Origin of the sequence: Streptomyces sp. NPDC048191 (genome assembly GCF_040652655.1) — a bacterium.
Taxonomy (GTDB): Bacteria; Actinomycetota; Actinomycetes; order Streptomycetales; family Streptomycetaceae; genus Streptomyces.
On record NZ_JBEZMO010000005.1, the window covers coordinates 168470 to 186087 of the forward strand.

Consider the following 17618-nt stretch of genomic DNA (forward strand, 5'->3'; position numbering starts at 1 on the left):
CTACACGCGTAGAGTTGACACATTGTTATGGCTCGGCGGGGGGCTCCGGAGGGCGCCCCCGCGCCGAGCCTCAAGTCCCACGGTACGGCCGGACCGCCGCATCGGCGGTCCGGCCGTACCGGACGGGTCACGGGGTCGTCTTGACCTTGATCTTGCCGGAGACGATCTTCTGCTTCGCGGCGTCCAGCTTGGGCTGGATGTCGTTGATGAAGCCACCGCTGGTGGCCAGCGAGACACCGCTCTTGGCGAGGGAGTAGGTGTTGAGGCCGGCCAGCGGCTTGCCGCCGTGCACGGACTTGATGAAGTCGTACACACCGACGTCGACGTTCTTGACCATGGAGGTCAGGATCGAGTTCTTGTACTTGGCCAGACCCGGGATGTTGTACTGGTCCGAGTCCACGCCGATGGCCCAGGCGCCCTTGGCGCCGCTGACGGCCTCGATCGCACCGTTGCCGGAGGAGCCGGCGGCCGAGTAGATCACGTCGGCGCCGTTGTCGAGCATGCCCTGCGCGGCCTCCTTGCCCTTGTCGGGGCTGGAGAAGCCGGAGGTGTCCGAGCCGTGGCTCAGGTACTGGACGTCGACCTTGACCTTCGGGTTGGTGTCGTGGACACCCTGGACGTAACCCGCCTCGAACTTCTTGATCAGCGGGACGTCGACGCCACCGATGAAGCCGACGTGGTCCTTCTTGGTCTTCAGTGCGGCGGCGACACCGGCCAGGTAGGAGCCCTGCTCCTCGGTGAACGTGATGCTGTCGACGTTGCTCGCGTTCACGACCGAGTCGACGATGCCGAAGTTGGTCTTCGGGAACTGCTTGGAGATCTTGGTCACGGCCGGCGCGTAGGAGAAACCGACGGCGACGATGGGGTTGTACCCCGCCTGCGCCAGGTCCGACAGGCGCTGCTCGCGGTCGGCCTCGGTGTCGGAGGTCTTCGCGGTCAGCTCCTTGATGGAACCGCCGAACTCCTTCGCGGCCTTGTCGGCACCGCGCGCGGCCGAGTCGTTGAAGGAACGGTCACCACGGCCGCCGACGTCGTAGGCGAGGCCGATCTTGATGCCACCCTTGGCGCCGCCCGAGGGCGAGGAGCTGGCGTTGTTGTCGTTGGACGTGCTGCCACACGCGGTGGCAGTCACGGCGAGGGCTGCGGTGGCGATTGCCGCAGCGGAAAGCTTGGCTACCCGGCGCACGGGAGGCTCCTTCACCTGACCTGAGCGCCGTGTCGGCGCTTGATGTGAGCACCTTGCCGGTACTCGAGCCGAAACGCCCCGGCGGCGTCGGCTTCGCGGCATCGTAACGCGCGTAGATGTCGCAAAAAACCCTCTCGCGACTCCGTTATCGATTCGAGGCAAACAGCGTCTGAACTCGACCTCTCGGCCCTCTCATAAGGCTGTTGCGCACCGCGTACGAATGGCTTACGAGTGTGTTGCGCCGACCAGGGGAACGCCCTCTGAGCGCCGGCCCCGGGGGCACTTCGGCGGCACTCCGAGGGCGCCTTGGGGGGCTCTGGGGGGCGCCCCGGAAGCGCTCTGGTGGCGCTCCGGGGCCCGCCGGTCAGGCCTATACGCCGGTCAGCCCTGTACGCCGTTCGGCTCCAGGAAGGCGGCCGCCGTGAACATCTCCACGCCGACCGTGATCGCGTGCTCGTCGGCGTCGAAGTCACCCTGGTGCAGATCGCGCACGGTGCGCTCACCGGGGCGCCGCACGCCGAGCCGGGCCATGGCACCGGGCACGTGCTCCAGGTACCAGGAGAAGTCCTCGCCGCCCAGGCTCTGCTCGGTGCTCTCGATGGCGTCCCGGCCACGGCGTGCGGCCATCGCCCGGCGCAGCAGCTCGGTGGACTCCCGGTCGTTCACCACCGGGGGCACCCCGCGCACATAGGTGATCTCGGACTTGGCCCGGTGCATGGTGGCGACCTCGTCGATGGCCGCGTGCACGATGTCGGGAGCCTGCCGCCAGGCCTCCAGGTCCAGGCAGCGCAGGGTCCCGGACAGCTCGGCGTGCTGCGGGACGACGTTCGGCGCGTGACCCGACTCGATCCGGCCCCAGGTCAGCGCGAGCCCGGCGCGGGTGTCGACCCGGCGGGCGATCAGCGCGGGCACGTCGACGGCGACCCGGGCGGCGGCCGTGACCAGGTCGGTGGTCAGGTGCGGCCGCGCGGTGTGTCCGCCGGGCCCGTCGAGGGAGATCTCCAGCCGGTCGCAGGCGCTCGTGATCGCGCCGTGCCGCAGCCCGACCTTGCCGGCGTCGACCCGGGGGTCGCAGTGCACGGCGAGGATCCGCTCGACTCCCTTCAGCGCCCCGTCCTCGATGGCGTCCAGGGCGCCGCCGGGCAGCACCTCCTCGGCGGGCTGGAAGATCAGCCGCACCGGCCGGGGCAGCAGGCCCTTGGCGTGCAGGTCGGTGAGCACGAGCCCGGCACCCAGCACGACGGTCGTGTGCACGTCGTGCCCACACGCATGCGCCCGGTCGGGCACGGTCGACCGGTACGGGCAGTCGCTCTTGGTGTCCGGGATGGGCAGGGCGTCGATGTCCGCGCGCAGCGCGAGCAGCGGTACGGACGGCCGCTCACCCTCCGTGAGGCCGATGTCGCACACGAGTCCGGTTCCCTTGGCGAGCACCCGGGGCCGAAGCCCTGCGCGCTCCAGCCGCTCCTTGATCGCGGCGGTCGTACGGAACTCCTGATTGCCCAGCTCAGGGTGCATGTGCAAGTCGCGCCGGAAGGCGACGAGCTCGGCGTGCAGGGCTTCGCTCAGCACGCCGGGGAGCACATCCCCCGCGAGGCCGGCCTCGGACTCTAGGGACATCAATTGCTTCACCCTCTGAAGGGTAGGACGCCCGGCTGGTCAACTACCCCTCGATCAACAAAAGTTCAGCCCGTTAGGGGAAGAAAATCTGACCGGCGGACGCATGGCGGCGGACTCTGGTGGGTAAAACCTCTGTTTCCTCCTCCACGCATACCACGCCTCACGGCACTCACGCGCGTCATGTCCACGAACCGGACCACGTCCCGCGCTCCCCACCGGCAGGGTCCGCACCCGTGACCGACGCGACCGAGACCTCCCCCACCGACGCGACCGAGGCCTCCCGCCCCAGGGGCACCGAGGGGGCCGACAGCTTCCCCGCCTTCCTCCGGAGGACCCGCACGTCCTACGACGCGATCGCCAAGGACTACGCGGCCCGGTTCCCGGCCGACGGTTCGCACCCCCTGGACAGCGCCCTGATCAGCACCTTCGCCGAGCTGGTCGCCGGGCACGGCACAGCCCCCGTGGCCGACCTGGGCAGCGGCCCCGGCCACATCACCGCGCTCCTCGACGAGCTGGGCGTCCCGTGCTTCGGTGTCGACCTCTCCCCCGCGATGGTGTCCCTGGCCCGCGCCGGCCATCCCCAACTGCGGTTCCACGTCGGCTCGATGACGTCCCTGGACCTGCCCGACGCCACCCTCGGCGGCATCCTCGCCCTGTACTCGACGATCCACGTGCCCGACGCCCACCTGCCGGCGGCCTTCGCCGAATTCCACCGCACCCTGCGGCCCGGCGGGCACGCCCTCCTCGCCTTCCAGACCGGGACCGAGCCCGGCCACCTGCACCTGCCGGAACGCTTCGGCCACGAGATCGACCTCGACTACTACTGGCGCACCCCGGAACAGATCACCGGCCTGCTGGTGGAGGCGGGCCTGGAGCCGGTGGCGACGGTACGACGGGAGCCGGCCGGGGAGGAGAAACTGGCACGCGGCTTCGTGCTGGTCCGTAAGGGGTAGCCGTCGTTCCCGGTGCCGTTGTCAGTGGGCGGGGATAGAGTCCCTCCCAAGATCCGTGCCCGGGGATCCGCTCGGGGATTCGGGGATTCGGAGATTCGGGGATTCAAGGGGGAATTGCCATGTCCGGCACCGACAACAGTGCGTACGAGGGGTTCACGGCCGAGGAACGGGCCGCGATGAAGGAGCACGCGCGGGAGCTGAAGACGGCGGCCCGCCGCACCTCGGCCGCCGAGAAGGCGGCGCAGGCGGAAGCGGACGTGCTCGCGAAGATCGCCGAGATGCAGGACTCGGACCGCGTCATGGCCGAGCGCGTCCACGCCGTGGTCACCAGCACCGCGCCGTCCCTCGCGCCGAAGCTCTGGTACGGAATGCCGGCCTACGCGCTGAACGGCAAGATCGTCTGCCACTTCCAGGCCGCGGAGAAGTTCAAGTCGCGCTACGCCACTCTCGGCTTCAGCGACCAGGCCGGGCTGGACGAGGGCGCGATGTGGCCGACCGGTTTCGCTCTCACCGAGGTGACCCCCGAGGTGGAGGAACGGATCGCGGCCCTGGTGAAGCGCGCGGTGGGCTGAGACCGGCACCGTCCGGGCGAGCGAGGCGTTCTGCTGTCGGCCGAGGGGGTCGCGTCCGCGCCGGTGTGGGCGCCAGGATCGTCGTATGCAGCCGATCTTCGTTCTGGTGCACAGTCCGTCCGTGGGTCCCTCCACCTGGGACCCCGTGGCCGGACACCTGACAGCGCGGGGGTACGAGGTGCGGGTCCCGTCCCTGCTGAACGTGGGCGCGGGCACCGCGCCGTTCTGGCCCCGGGTCGTGGACGCCGTACGCGCCGGTCTTCGGCAGGTCCCGGCCGACAGTCCGGTCACGTTGGTGGCGCACAGCAACGCGGGCCTGTTCCTTCCGGTGGTCCGGGCGGGGCTCGACCACCCGGTGAGCGGCTCGGTCTTCGTCGATGCCGCACTGCCGGCCCGGGTCGGACCGACCCCCGTCGCCACACCCGAGTTGCTGGAGTTCCTCCGGCCGATGGCCGTGAACGGCCGGCTGCCGCGCTGGACCGACTGGTGGGAGGAGGCGGACGTCGCCCCCATGTTCACCGACCCGGCCGTGCGGCGGACGGTCGTCGAGGAGCAGCCCACCCTGCCACTGTCCTACTACGAGCAGCGCGTCCCGGTCCCGGACGGCTGGGACGACCACCCCTGCTCCTACCTGCTCTTCGGCCCTCCGTACGACGACTTCGCCGCCGACGCGCGGGGACGCGGCTGGCGTGTGGCACACCTGCCCGGCGCACACCTCCACCAGATGATCGATCCCGCGGGTACGGCCCGGCACCTCGTGGAACTCGCCGGCCCGGCTTGAGCGCACCGGAGAAGGCGCGCTCCGGTCACCTGTGGTCGCGCGGGAAGGCCGGGTTCCCGTCAGGGGTCGGTAGTTCGGCAGGGGCGCCGGCCTGCCCCGGAGGAATGGTCGTCGGTTCAGGCGACGCTGCGCGGCCGGACGCCTCCCGGCAACCCACGCACGCCGAACGGCTAGGCCGGGCTCACCGCCGCCAGTCGGTGTACGTCACGTGCCGTACCCGTCACCCCCGACAGGAAGCCCTGGGCGCGCGGCGACGCGTTCTCCGTCAGCCACGAGGGGTCGATGTCGCACACCGCCACCCGCACACCCGTGCCCACCAGCGCCAGCGGCAGGGTGTGGACGACGGTCGACGGGAAGCTGAGGACCGTACGGCCGATCGGGCCCCGGCGGGCGATCAGCTCCAGGGGGAGGTCCGGGCGGACTATCTCCAGGCCGGTCTCGGCGGCCAGCCGGTGGAGTTTCTCCGCGCTCTCGCGGCGGTGTGCAAAGTAGCGGGTCGCGCCGTGGGCCTTGGCGAGGGTGCGGACCGCCTCCAGATAGCGGTCGCCGTCCACGACTCCCGTTTCCACCAGGGAGGTGCCCACCATGTCGGCGCCCTTGGTGATGCGCGGCGGGCCGAAGCGGGCCCGGGTCCAGGAGAAGTCGTTCGCCGTGACCGTCACTCCGTCCGGCGTCTCCGTCACCGGCATGGAGGAGAAGACCTCCACCCGGCGGCGGGCGCTCGGCGTCAGCCGGCGGCGGGCCGAGGAGGAGACGGGCGCGAAGAGCAGGTCCCTCGCCCCGGGGCGGCCGCCCTTGCGGTGCCAGCGGACCAGCCGCTCGCCGCGGGCCAGCTGGGCGACGAACTCCATCGTCGCGGTGCCGTCGTCCACGACCACCAGCTCGCGCGCCTTGGTGATCGTCAGCAGTAGTTGTACGTAGCGGGAGAACGGGTCGCCCATGACGATCCGGTCGGCCCGGCGGAGCGCGCCCGCCAGGCCACCGATCGTCGAGAAGGGCGCGGCCAGCCCGCCGCGCGCGTCCTCCCAGCGCACCCGGTGCCCCTCGTCCCGGGCCAGGTCCGCCATGCGGCGCAGCTGGCCCCGGGTCATGGGGTCGGTGGGGGACAGGACGACCACCGTGAGGTCCGCGCCGGCCTGCGAGTCGCCGGCCACCGTCCGCCGCACCTGCGCGGGCACGGACGGCAGCGGGTCCGCGCCCGGCAGCGGGTCCGCCGCTCCGCGCAGGCCGTGCAGATGCGCCCACTCCAGCACGTTCAGCAGCTGGACCGGGCTCTCCACGAAGGCGAGCGTGCGGGGAGGATGGCCGGCTCGACCGGCGCGGGGGCTCATCGGCGTACGACCGTCCCGTCCTAAGGGAGTCAAGAGGCCAGTGCTCAGACGGTGACCGGTTCGCCGGCCGCGGCCGCGATCTCCGCCTCGGCGACGACACCGGCGACCCGGCGCAGCTTCTTCATCGGGCCGAGCTCGGAGTCGTAGACCTTCTTGACGCCGTCGCCGAGGGAGGCCTCGATCGTGCGGATGTCGCGGACGAGGCGGGTGAGGCCCTGCGGCTCGACGGAGGCGGCCTGGTCGGAGCCCCACATCGCGCGGTCCAGGGTGATGTGACGCTCGACGAAGGTCGCCCCGAGCGCGACCGCGGCGAGGGTGGTCTGCAGGCCGGTCTCGTGGCCGGAGTAGCCGATCGGGACGTTCGGGAACTCCTTCTCCAGCGTGTTGATCACGCGGAGGTTGAGCTCGTCGGCCTTCGCCGGGTAGGTGGAGGTGGCGTGGCACATGAGGATGTTGTCCGAGCCGAGGACCTCGACCGCGTGGCGGATCTGCTTCGGGGTCGACATGCCGGTGGAGAGGATGACCGCGCGGCCGGTGGCACGCAGGGCGCGCAGCAGCTCGTCGTCGGTCAGGGACGCGGACGCCACCTTGTGGGCGGGGACGTCGAACTTCTCCAGGAAGGCGACGGCCTCGGTGTCCCACGGGGAGGCGAACCAGTCGATCCCCTTCTCCTTGCAGTACTCGTCGATCTGGCGGTACTCGTCCTCACCGAACTCCACGCGGTGGCGGTAGTCGATGTAGGTCATCCGGCCCCAGGGGGTGTCGCGCTCGATGTCCCACTGGTCGCGCGGGGTGCAGATCTCCGGGGTGCGCTTCTGGAACTTCACGGCGTCGCAGCCGGCCTCGGCGGCCACGTCGATCAGCTTGAAGGCGTTCTCCAGCTCACCGTTGTGGTTGATGCCGATCTCGCCGCAGATGTAGACGGGCTTGCCGGGGCCGACCTCGCGGGAACCGAACGTACGCAGACGGGAGTTGGTGCTCATCAGGGGGATGTCCTTACTTGGGGAGGGAATCGAGAGAGGGGCCGAGGATCCAGCTGGCGATCTCTCGGATCGCGCCGTCACCGCCGGGGACGGTGGTGACCGCGCGTGCGGCGCCGCGTACGACGTCGTGAGCGCTCGCGACCGCCACGGGCCAGCCGACGAGGGCGAAGCACGGCAGGTCGTTGACGTCGTTGCCGACGTAGAGCACGCGCTCCGGCGCGATGCCCTGCTCCTCGCACCACTGCTTCAGCGCGAGGTCCTTGCGGTCGATGCCGTGCAGCACGGGGAGCTTGAGCTTCCGGGCGCGGGCGGCGACCACAGGGTTCTGTTCCGTGGACAGGATCAGCATCTTCAGGCCGCTTCTGCGCAGGGCCGCGATGCCGAGTCCGTCCCCGCGGTGCACGGAGACGAACTCCCGTCCGTCGGAGTCGATCAGCACCCGGTCGTCGGTCTGGGTGCCGTCGAAGTCCAGTACGACCGCGTCGATGTCGTCGGCCGTCGGCAGCGAACCGGGGCGGTCCGCGTCGAAGAGGGGGGCCAGCGCGCGGGCGCGGGCCAGGTCGTGCGGGTCGTCGATCTCCAGCACGCGCGCGGGGTCGGTGCGGACGAGTTCCGTACGGCCGAAGAAGCGGTGCTGGTACTTGCGGAAGCCGGCCGCGTCCATGGCGTAGGCCGCGCCGGTCTCCAGGAAGTCCTGGGGGCGGTCCTGGCGGCGCGGGCGGTAGGACTTGTCGTGGTTGACGCCCACCCCGCCCTCGGACTCCGCGTCGGCCTCCCGCCAGACGAAGCCGTGGAACGGGGCCACGGTGACGGCCGTGTCCGCGCCTTTCTCGACGACCGCCCCGGCCACCCCGTCGATGTCCTCGCGGACGATGAAGGGGCTGGTGCACTGCACGAGCAGGACCGCGTCGACGGCCGCGCCGTGCAGCGCCTCGTGGGCGTCCATGGCGTGCAGGACCGCGGCCTCGGAGGTCGCGGTGTCCCCGGCGATGACGGCCGGGCGCAGCACGACCTCGGCGCCGGCCTCCCGGGCGGCGGCGGCGATGGCCTGGTCGTCGGTGGACACGACGACGTCGGTCACCAGCCGGGTCGCCCGGCACTCGCGCACCGCGCGGGCCACCAGCGGGACACCGCCGACGGGCGCGAGGTTCTTCGCGGGCACGCCCTTGGAGCCGCCGCGTGCGGGGATCACCGCGAGCACCCGGCGCACCGTCGCGCCTTGGCCCGCTTCCGAGTTGGACATCCGATCTCCTTGAGAGGTCACAGCTCCCCCATCCGGCGGATCACGGGTGCGACCCGCTGCACGCCGTGGCGGTAGGCGCCACGCGCGGCGCGGCGCACGATCTGGCGGACCGGTCCGGGCTCCTTGTCGGCGGCGGGCGCACCGGGCAGCGGTACGCCGTCGGGGCCGAGGTGGTGCCGGGCGAGGATGCCGGGCAGATAGCCGGGCGCGGTCACGGGGGTGTAGTAGGGGTTCAGGGGCGGCAGACCGCCGGGGCGGTCGAGCAGCTTGGCGATGCGTTCGCGGGCGGTGTCGAAAGCGGTCTCGTACGTGCCTCCCCCGGAGGGGGTACCCCCGGCCGCCACGCCCTGCCGGGCCACCCACTCCTCGTCGGCCACCGGCCGGTGCCCGGCGTCCAGTTGGTCCCAGGAGGCGAGGCAGCCGGAGCCGGTGAAGTGGTGGTTGCCGAGCACCTCGCGCACGCCCAGGTCGGTCAGGACCGCCGTGGGGATGCGGCGGTGCAGGGCCTCCAGGGCGGCCGTAGAGCTGACCGTGACCAGCAGGTCGGTGCGGTCCAGCACCTCGCCCATGTGCCCGTACACCAGGCGGAAGTTGGCGGGCAGGTCCGCGCCCTGCGCCAGCTTCTGGTACGGCAGCTCCTCGATGTGGGTGGTGTGCTCGCCGGGCTTGGAGCGCAGCTTCAGCAGCACTTCGCGCTCGGGGTGCCGGCGGGCGTGCCCGATGAGCCGGTTCAGCAGGTACGCGCGGTCCTTGCGGCTGTCCGGGACGGACGGCTGGGCCGCGAACACCACGGTGTAGGGGTCGTGTTCACCGGTGTACGGCGCCCCGCCGAGGAAGGGCAGCGCCACCTCGGTGACCGCGGAGGCGTCGGCGCCCACCCCCTCGTACACGGCCCGGAACCGGTCCGCGTCGTGCCGGGAGTTCGCCAGGACGACGTCGGCGCCGTGCCGCAGCAGCAGTCCGTCGGTGAGCTTCTCGTAGACGACACCGACGTAACCGGTGACGACGACGGGACGCTCGCCGGCTCCCGCCCAGGCGGCGCGCAGTCCGTGCAGCATGGCCTGGACGCCGCCGCCGACGAGCGCGAGGACGAGGACGTCGTACGGGTCTTCGACCGCCCCGGCCATCCCGCGCAGGAACTCGACGCCGGTGACCTCGCGGAGGGAGTCCGCTTGGACGCCGACCTCCTTCAGCTGGCGGGCCGTCGGGGTGGCGCGCCCCCGCAGGAGGTAGCCGTCTAGCCGGATCCCGGCATCCTTGGGGGCGAGACGCTGCGCGGTGAGCGCGCCCCACTTCCACCGGGTGTCGGAATCGGCGAGGACGGCGACCCGCAGGGACTTCGTAGCACTTGCTGGCACGCCGAAGACGCTAGGAAGCCATTCCGAGGATCCGCCCAACCCGAATGCAACAAACGGTTAACAGCACATCGCCGAATGGCGAATCAGGCCGCGGGAGCGTATGGAAAAAGCCTGGTTCACAGCTTCGCCACGTGCCGTTCACCCAGCATCAAGCGGACCGTCAAGACGAATGACGGGCTTCGCCCTAACGTTCAAGCCGTGGTCAAGCTCTCCGTCATCGTGCCGTTCTACAACGTGCAGCAATACGCGCCCGACACGCTCAGGAGCCTGAAGGCGAACGCGCGTGAGGACTTCGAATTCATTCTCGTCGACGACTGTTCCCGCGACGGGACACCAGAGATTCTCGCGCGCGCGGAGCGCGAGCTGCCCGGCGCCGTCCATGTCCGGCACGAGCAGAACGGAGGGCTGGCGACCGCCCGCAACACCGGTATCGACCGGGCGCGCGGCGAGTACCTGACCTTCCTGGACGGCGACGACTGGCTCGCCCCCGGCTACTTCGCGCGCCTGGTCGCGGCCGTGGAGGAACTGGGCTGCGACTTCGTCCGCACCGACCATGTGCAGTGCACGGCGCGTTCCCGCACGGTGAACCGGGTGCCCGTGGGCCGGCGCGACGTGGTGCTGAACCCGCGGGAGGCGATCCTGCCCGCCGACCGCTCCACGTCCGTGGACTACGCGTACGCGTGGGCGGGCGTCTACCACCGGCGGCTGGTGGACAAGGGCCTGCTGCACTTCACGGACGGGCTGCGCACGGCCGAGGACCGGCCGTGGATCTGGAAGTTGCACCGGGAGGCGGAATCCTTCGCGGCGGTGAGCCTGCTCGGTGTGTTCTACCGGCGCGGAGTCGCCTCCTCGCTCACCCAGATCGGTGACGTCCGGCAGCTCGATTTCATTCGCGCGTTCGATCAGGTCGTCGCGGAAACCGCCCAGGACCCGCAGGCCGAACAGCTGCTGCCGAAGGCCGTCCGTACCTATTGCGCCATCATTTCCCATCATCTGGGATCCATCGAAAGGTTCGAGCCCGCGGTGGCGAAGAAACTGAAATCCATGAGTGCCGCGGCACTGCGGCGCATGCCGCAGGACGTGCTGGACGAGGCGCTGGACTCCATGGACCTCCAGCGCGCCACCAAGCTGCGCCGGCTGCGCCGCCGTCCCGCCTCCGCGGGGGCCGCCGCGTGACCACCCAGATCTTCCAGGCGTCGACGCTGTACGGCACGGCCACGCTCGCCGCCGCCCTGGACTCCGGCTGCTTCCGGCCCGCCGACCGGCGGATCCTGCTGGTCTGCAACAACGCGGCCGCGCCCGAGACCACGCCCGCCCTGGACGAGGCGCCCGGGTTCGAGAAGCTGCGCGACCGTTTCGACGACGTGATCTCGTACAACGCGACCATCTTCCCGTTCCACCCGGGCGGCTGGGCGCCCCGCGTGGACGACATGCCACTGTGGGAACGCTTCCTGCGTCACGAGTGGCAACTGGGCGACGACGACGTGGAGTTGGCCGTCGAGTCGATCCAGGTGAACCCCGCCCTGGCGTTGGCGCAGATCTTCACCGGCGCCCCGGTGACCGTCTACGCCGACGGCCTGATGAGCTACGGCCCCACCCGCAACAAGATCGACCCGCTGGTCGGCACCCGCGTGGACCGGGTCCTCCACCTGGACCTGGTGCCGGGCCTTGAGCCGCTGCTGCTCACCGAGTTCGGCGTGCCCGGCGAGCTCGTGCCGACGGCCGCGTTCACCAAGGTGCTCGCCCACCTCGGGCCCGCCGGCGAGGAGGTGCCGGACATCGAGGAGCCCGCGCTGCTGCTCGGCCAGTACCTGTCCGCGCTGGAGATCCTCACCGCCGAGCAGGAGGAGAACCTGCATGTGCGGATGCTGAAGGGCGCGGCCGCGCTCGGCCACACCAAGGTCGTGTTCAAGCCGCATCCGTCCGCCCCGGCCGCCTTCACCCGCTCGCTGGAGCAGGAGGCGAAGAAGCTGGAGGTCGAGCTGACCGTGCTCGACACCCCGGTCCTCGCCGAGGTGCTGTACCAGCGGATGCGCCCCGCGCTGGTCGTCGGCTGCTTCTCCACCGCCCTGCTCACGGCGCAGGCACTGTACGGCCTGCCGGTCGCCAGGATCGGCACCGAAATGCTGCTGGAGCAGCTGACCCCGTACGAGAACAGCAACCGGATCCCGGTGACCATCGCCGACGCGCTGCTGCCCGAACTGGGCGACCGGGCCGCGGTGACCGAGCAGCGCACCGGCATGGACGCCGAGGCGCTCGGCGCGCTGGTCCGCGCGGTGGGCTTCGCGATGCAGCCGAAGATCTACCCGGGGCTGCGCCCCGAGGCCGAGGCCTGGCTCGGTCGGCACCTGAACCAGCACACCATGCGCTACTTCAAGCGCCGCCGCCTGTCCTCGCTGGCCCTGCCCGGCGGGGTGCCCGCCCAGCTGGCGTTCATCCCGCGCAACGCCACGGTCCGCCGGGTGGCCAAGAAGGCGCGCAATCTGCGCAACTCGGTGCGCCGCTGACCCCATCAGGTGAACTGCCGTCGACGCGTTGACGAACAGTCGGCCGAACGGCCCCGTCCATGGTGTGAGGCGCCGAGTTCCGGCAAGGCGCCCCGCACCATGGCTGCTTCATCCCCCACACTCGCTGCCGTTCCCGTACCTCCTCCCACGGGAACGGCCCCCGGCTCCAGCCCCCGGAGCCGTCTGTCCGCCCTGGACGGTCTGCGGCTCGTCGCCGCGCTGATGGTCTGCCTCTACCACTACGCCGGGCGCGGCGGCACGGTCTCCGCGTCCTGGCACGGAAACCCGGCCCACCTCTTCCCGACGCTGTCCCGGGCGGCCGTCTACGGCAGTCTCGGTGTGCAGTTCTTCTTCGTCATCAGCGGTTTCGTGATCTGCATGAGCAGTTGGGGCCGCACTCTCGGCGACTTCTTCCGCTCCCGGGTCGCGCGCCTGTACCCGGCGTACTGGGTGGCGCTGGTCCTGGTCACGGGGGCGTCCCTCGCCCTGCCCGTCGTGGTCCACCCGGTGCGGCTGGACGAGTTCCTGGTCAACCTGACGATGCTGCAACAGCCGATGGGCGCGACCCGCGTGCTGGGCGTGTGCTGGACGCTCTGGGTCGAGCTGCGTTTCTACGCGCTGTTCGCCCTCCTCGTCGTGGCGCGCGGGGTGACCTACCGCCGGGTGGTGCTGTTCGCCGCCGGCTGGACGCTGGCGGCCGTCCTGTGCCACTCGTCCGGCAACGCGCTGCTGAACCAGGTGGTCATGCCCGAGTACGCCCCCTTCTTCGTCGGCGGTCTGGCGCTGTACCTGATCCACCGCTTCGGCGGCGACCTGCTCGCCTGGGGCGTCGTCGCGATGTCCTGGCTGCTGGCCCAGAGCGAGGCGACCCGCGGCCTGTGGGGCGCGCACCCGCACCGCGACCCCTACGTCGTCGTCCTGATCGTCACCGTCGCCTTCGCGGCCGTCGCCGCCGTGGCCCTGGGCCGGCCCCGCTGGGCCCGCGGGCGGTGGCTGGTCACGGCCGGCGCGCTGACGTACCCCTTCTATCTGATCCACGAGCACCTGGGCTGGTTCGTCATCCGGGTGCTGCACCGCGGCCTGGGCCTGCCCGCGTGGCCGACGCTCGTGGTGACCGTGCTCGGCATGCTGGGGCTGGCCTGGCTGATCCACCGGTTGGCGGAGAGGCCGTTCGGACCGCGGCTGAAGCGGGCGCTGAAGGAACGGAAGTTGGGCAGCCGTTCACCGCGTCTTGGGTTTTGAACAGGCCCGTCGGGCAGGCACCGTAGAGCCCTCGCCTCACAGGCCCCCCGCAGGGATCCCACAGACCGCGTACCAAGGGAGTGCCCACGCCGCATGGCCACCATCCAGGAAAAAGCGCGACCGCCCCGCCGTCTCGACGACGTCCCCGGCTGGTTCCCGGTGCTCGACCAGTTGCTCTTCGACTGGTTCCTGAACCGGCAGGAATCCGCCCGGATGCGAGGTGACCTGCTGGAAGTCGGGGTGTACATGGGCAAGAGCGCGATCTTCACCGGCCGGCACCGGCAGCCGGGCGAGAAGTACACCGTGTGCGACCTGTTCGAGGGCGACGCCCCCGACGACGCCAACCAGGCCGAGTCGGCGAAGTCCTACGGCGCGCTGACCCGGCGCGTCTTCGAGGACAACTACCTCTCCTTCCACGAGGAACTGCCCCGGGTGCTGCAGGGCCCCAGCTCGCTGGTGCCCGCGGAGGTGGAGCCGGGCTCCTGCCGGTTCGTGCACATCGACGCCTCCCATCTGTACGAGCACGTGCACGGCGACATAGGGGCCGCCCACGAGCTGCTGATGCCGGACGGGATCGTCGTGCTGGACGACTTCCGCTCCGAGCACACCCCCGGAGTGTCCATCGCCACCTGGGAGGCCGTCCTCAACCGTGGCCTGCGCCCCGTCTGCCTGAGCACCCAGAAGCTCTACGGCACCTGGGGCGACCCGGAGCCGGTCCAGGAGGAGTTGCTGGCGATGGTGCGGGAGCGGTCCGACTGCCACCTGAGCGTCCAGCAGGCCGCCGGGCACCGCATCGTCCGGCTGAAGTCGAAGGGCATGCGGGCACCGCAGTTCCCGCCGTCCAGGCACGCGGAGCCGGCGCCCGTCCCGCAGCCGGCACCGACACCGGCACCGGCACCGGCCACCGCTCCCGCGCCGGCTCCGACGGTCCGGCCCGCGCCCCGGCGCGGCCCGAGCCGGGCCCGCAGGGTCGCCGTGGACCTGCTGCCGCCGGTCGTCACGCGGGCGATCCGCAGGGCGCGAACCGCCCGCCACCGACCCTCTCAGCCGATGCCGTAGCGCGCCCCGATCCCCGCGATCACGAGCGCCAGCCCCTCCTCGAACTGCTCGTCGTACCCCTCGAAGAGCAGGTGGCCGGCCTCGGCGGCGAGCGGTTGGCCGGCCAGTCGCCGGGCGCGCTCCTCGACGTCGTACCCCTCCCGGCGCTCGCCCGGGAGGGGTTTCACGCCCTGCTCCTCGGTGACGAAGCCGATGGTGTACGCGCCTGCGGTGCGGCCCGCGTGGACCGCCTGGGCGAGCGTGAATCCCGCCTCCGTCAGCAGCCGCAGGTTCGCCTCGAGCGCCGGGGCGTGCTCCGTGCCCGTGAAGCGTGAGCCGCTGAAGACCTTGGCGCCGTCGCGGTAGCCGAGCAGCGCCGCCCGCAGTCCGCGGTTCGCCTTCAGCAGCCGTTCCTGCCAGGTGTCGGCGGGATCGAGCGCGGTGCCGGCGACCATCCGCCGGTACATCTCCGTCGCCATCTCGTCCAGCAGCGCCTGTTTGTCCTTGAAGTGCCAGTACAGCGCGGGCGCCTTCACGTCCAGCTCCCTGGCGATGGCGCGCAGCGTCAGGCCGTCCAGACCGACCTCGTTGAGCAGGCGCAGGGCGGTGTCGGCGACGCGACGGCGGTCCAGGGGCGCGCGTTTCTCGGGGCTCACACTTGACAGCTTAACAGCGTTAAGGGCACTCTCGTGTGCGATGGCACTTAACGACGTTAAGGAGAATCGTGATGGATGTCCTGATCGTGGGCGCCGGTCCCACCGGACTGACCCTGGGAGTCGACCTCGCCCGGCGCGGCGTGGACGCACTGGTCGTGGAGCGGTCGGAGTCCCTGTTCCCCGGCTCGCGCGGCAAGGGGATCCAGCCGCGCACCCAGGAGGTCTTCGAGGACCTGGGCGTACTGGCGGCGATCCGGGCGGCGGGCGGTCCCTATCCGCCCCGGCTGCTCTGGAAGAACGGCGAGCGGCTGGCGACCCAACCGATGTTCGACGAGGTCGCGGCGGACGAGGGCACGCCGTACACCGATCCGCTGATGGTCGCACAGTGGCGGACGCAGGAGGTGCTGTACGCGCGGCTGCGTGAGCTGGGCGGCCGGGTGGGGTTCGGGCGCGGGGTGACGGACCTGGAACAGGACGCGGAGGGCGTGACGGTCCGCTTCGCCGACGGTACGACGGCTCGCGCGCGGTACGTGGTGGCGGCGGACGGCGGGCGTTCGACCGTACGGCGTGCGGTGGGCGTCGGCATGACCGGCGAGTCGGTCGATCCGAGCCCCTTCCTGGTGGCCGACCTGCGGGTGCGGGGTCTCGACCGCGACCACTGGCACCACTTCACCGGCGACGACGGCAACGGTGTGGCGCTGTGCCCGCTGGCCGGCACGGACGACTTCCAGCTGGCCGCGAGGCTGCCGGAGGGCACGGAGCCGGACCTGTCCCTGGCGGGCGTACGGCGGCTGGTGGCGACGTACACCCCGCTCGACGCGGCTGACGTGACCGAGTTGCGCTGGGCCTCCGACTTCCGGCCCCGCGCCGCCCTGGCCGACCGTTTCCGGGTGGGCCGGGTGTTCCTGGCGGGCGACGCGGCCCATGTCCACTCCCCGGCCGGCGGCCAGGGCCTGAACACCAGCGTGCAGGACGCCTACAACCTGGGCTGGAAGCTCGGCGCGGTACTGGGTGCCGACGCCCCGGACGAACTCCTCGACACGTACGAGGAGGAGCGGCGCCCGAACGCCGCCGCCATGCTGGACCTCTCGACGGGCGTCCACCGGGGCGAGGTACGGCGCGGGGAGGCGACGGTCCAGCTGGGGCTCCGCTACCGGGAGTCCTCGCTGACGGAGGAGACGCGGGCCGACCCGGGGCCGGTACGGGCGGGCGACCGAGCGCCCGACGGGAGGAACGCGGAGGGAGTGCGGGTCTTCGACGCGCTCCGGGGCCCGCACTGGACCCTGCTGTCTCCGGAGCCGGTCGACGGTATCCACAGCCTGCCGGCCCCGGAGTCGTACGGCCCGGGGGTGTTCCTGGTCCGCCCGGACGGCTATGTGGGGTGGGCGGGAGAGACGACCGAGGGTCTCGGGGAGTACGCGGCGCGCGTCGGCCTCTGAAGGGGCGGCGAGTAGTCGCCCAGCTCGGAGGCCACGCCCTCACGCACTGGCCAGCGTCAGCTTCACCGCGAACCCCAGGAACAGCACCCCCGCCGCCGAAGTGGCCGTCGCCGACATCCGCTTGCGGCGGCGGAACGCGTCGGCCAGCTTCGTGCCGCTGAATATCAGCGCGCTGAGATAGAGGAAGCTCGCCAGCTGGGCGAACGCGCCAAGGACGACGAAGGACAGGGCCGGATAGGCGTACCCGGGGTCCACGAACTGCACGAAGAAGGCGACGAAGAACAGGATCGCCTTGGGGTTGAAGAGGCTGATCACCAGGGCGCGGCGGTACGGCCGCTCCTGCGCGGACGCGTCGACCGGTACCGCCTCCTCCGCCGCCCTCTCCCTCCGCGTCCGCCACATCTGCCAGGCGGCCCGCAGCATGCCGACGGCCAGCCAGGTCAGATAGCCGGCACCGGCGTACTTCACGATCCCGAACAGCACGGCGTTGGCCTTGAGCAGCGAGGCGACACCGGCGGCGGACAGCGTCATCAGCACGGTGTCCCCGCACCACACGCCCGCGGCAGCCGTGTAGCCGGCCCGCACCCCGCGGCGGGCGGCCACGGACAGGACGTACAGGGAGTTGGGGCCGGGCAGCAGCACGATCAGGATCAGGCCCGCGAGGTAGGTGGGGAGGTCGATGACGCCGAACATGCAAAGGAGTGTCGCACGG

Annotated in this window: 16 protein-coding genes; 8 read left to right on the forward strand and 8 right to left on the reverse strand. The window is 71.3% G+C overall.

Annotation, left to right across the window (positions count from 1 at the left end):
- Window positions 1-127: 127 nt before the first annotated feature.
- Both AB0D93_RS11320 and AB0D93_RS11325 read right to left on the reverse strand, forming a co-directional pair.
- Window positions 128-1186: a BMP family ABC transporter substrate-binding protein gene (locus AB0D93_RS11320; protein WP_362116730.1), complete on the reverse strand. Its 1059-nt coding sequence runs from the start codon at window positions 1184-1186 to the stop codon at window positions 128-130.
- A 381-nt stretch (window positions 1187-1567) separates the two neighbouring features.
- Complete coding sequence (locus AB0D93_RS11325; protein ID WP_362116733.1) at window positions 1568-2803, reverse strand: amidohydrolase; 1236 nt, start codon at window positions 2801-2803, stop codon at window positions 1568-1570.
- 353 nt (window positions 2804-3156) lie between these two features.
- Between AB0D93_RS11325 and AB0D93_RS11330 the strand changes: the two genes are divergently transcribed.
- From AB0D93_RS11330 to AB0D93_RS11340, 3 genes are all read left to right on the forward strand, one after another.
- Complete coding sequence (locus tag AB0D93_RS11330) at window positions 3157-3756, forward strand: class I SAM-dependent methyltransferase (RefSeq protein WP_362117248.1); 600 nt, start codon at window positions 3157-3159, stop codon at window positions 3754-3756.
- A 119-nt stretch (window positions 3757-3875) separates the two neighbouring features.
- The gene (locus tag AB0D93_RS11335; RefSeq protein WP_362116736.1) at window positions 3876-4328 is read left to right on the forward strand and encodes a DUF1801 domain-containing protein; all 453 of its coding nucleotides are present in this window, start codon (window positions 3876-3878) and stop codon (window positions 4326-4328) included.
- A gap of 85 nt (window positions 4329-4413) precedes the next feature.
- Complete coding sequence (locus AB0D93_RS11340; RefSeq protein WP_362116739.1) at window positions 4414-5109, forward strand: alpha/beta hydrolase; 696 nt, start codon at window positions 4414-4416, stop codon at window positions 5107-5109.
- Window positions 5110-5279: 170 nt separating this feature from the next.
- Here AB0D93_RS11340 and AB0D93_RS11345 read toward each other — a convergent pair whose 3' ends face one another.
- Genes AB0D93_RS11345 through AB0D93_RS11360 form a run of 4 tightly spaced genes read right to left on the reverse strand, consistent with a single transcriptional unit; the run spans window position 5280 to window position 10024 of the window.
- Window positions 5280-6440, reverse strand: coding sequence for a hypothetical protein (locus tag AB0D93_RS11345; protein ID WP_362116742.1), 1161 nt, complete (start codon window positions 6438-6440; stop codon window positions 5280-5282).
- 44 nt (window positions 6441-6484) lie between these two features.
- The gene (locus AB0D93_RS11350; RefSeq protein WP_362116745.1) at window positions 6485-7423 is read right to left on the reverse strand and encodes an N-acetylneuraminate synthase family protein; all 939 of its coding nucleotides are present in this window, start codon (window positions 7421-7423) and stop codon (window positions 6485-6487) included.
- Between the two features lie 13 nt (window positions 7424-7436).
- Window positions 7437-8666 carry an N-acylneuraminate cytidylyltransferase gene (locus tag AB0D93_RS11355; RefSeq protein WP_362116748.1) on the reverse strand — a complete coding sequence of 410 codons (1230 nt, stop codon included), beginning with the start codon at window positions 8664-8666 and terminating at the stop codon, window positions 7437-7439.
- 17 nt (window positions 8667-8683) lie between these two features.
- Window positions 8684-10024 (reverse strand): DUF6716 putative glycosyltransferase, encoded by a 1341-nt coding sequence (locus tag AB0D93_RS11360; protein ID WP_362116751.1) that lies wholly within the window; start codon window positions 10022-10024, stop codon window positions 8684-8686.
- 198 nt (window positions 10025-10222) lie between these two features.
- Here AB0D93_RS11360 and AB0D93_RS11365 point away from each other — a divergent pair, with 198 nt between their 5' ends.
- The 4 genes from AB0D93_RS11365 to AB0D93_RS11380 all read left to right on the forward strand — a co-directional run bounded on the left by AB0D93_RS11365 (window position 10223) and on the right by AB0D93_RS11380 (window position 14832).
- A complete protein-coding gene (locus tag AB0D93_RS11365; protein ID WP_362116754.1) occupies window positions 10223-11200 on the forward strand; it encodes a glycosyltransferase family 2 protein in 978 nt (325 codons plus the stop codon).
- Window positions 11197-12531, forward strand: a complete 1335-nt coding sequence (locus AB0D93_RS11370; protein ID WP_362116757.1) for an alpha-2,8-polysialyltransferase family protein — start codon at window positions 11197-11199, stop codon at window positions 12529-12531. Before AB0D93_RS11365 ends, AB0D93_RS11370 begins: the two co-directional genes overlap by 4 nt.
- Before the next feature lie 99 nt (window positions 12532-12630).
- On the forward strand, window positions 12631-13773 hold the full coding sequence (locus AB0D93_RS11375) for an acyltransferase (protein ID WP_362116760.1): 1143 nt from the start codon (window positions 12631-12633) through the stop codon (window positions 13771-13773).
- Between the two features lie 93 nt (window positions 13774-13866).
- Window positions 13867-14832, forward strand: a complete 966-nt coding sequence (locus AB0D93_RS11380) for a class I SAM-dependent methyltransferase (protein ID WP_362116763.1) — start codon at window positions 13867-13869, stop codon at window positions 14830-14832.
- Here the strand turns inward: AB0D93_RS11380 and AB0D93_RS11385 are convergent.
- On the reverse strand, window positions 14817-15467 hold the full coding sequence (locus AB0D93_RS11385) for a TetR/AcrR family transcriptional regulator C-terminal domain-containing protein (protein ID WP_362116766.1): 651 nt from the start codon (window positions 15465-15467) through the stop codon (window positions 14817-14819). The two genes, AB0D93_RS11380 and AB0D93_RS11385, sit on opposite strands and share 16 nt — an antisense overlap.
- Window positions 15468-15538: 71 nt before the next feature.
- Between AB0D93_RS11385 and AB0D93_RS11390 the strand changes: the two genes are divergently transcribed.
- Complete coding sequence (locus AB0D93_RS11390; protein ID WP_362116769.1) at window positions 15539-16906, forward strand: FAD-dependent monooxygenase; 1368 nt, start codon at window positions 15539-15541, stop codon at window positions 16904-16906.
- Between the two features lie 39 nt (window positions 16907-16945).
- On the opposite strand, the gene leuE is transcribed toward AB0D93_RS11390, so the two are convergent.
- Window positions 16946-17599 (reverse strand): leucine efflux protein LeuE, encoded by a 654-nt coding sequence (gene leuE / locus AB0D93_RS11395; protein ID WP_362116772.1) that lies wholly within the window; start codon window positions 17597-17599, stop codon window positions 16946-16948.
- Window positions 17600-17618 lie beyond the last annotated feature (19 nt).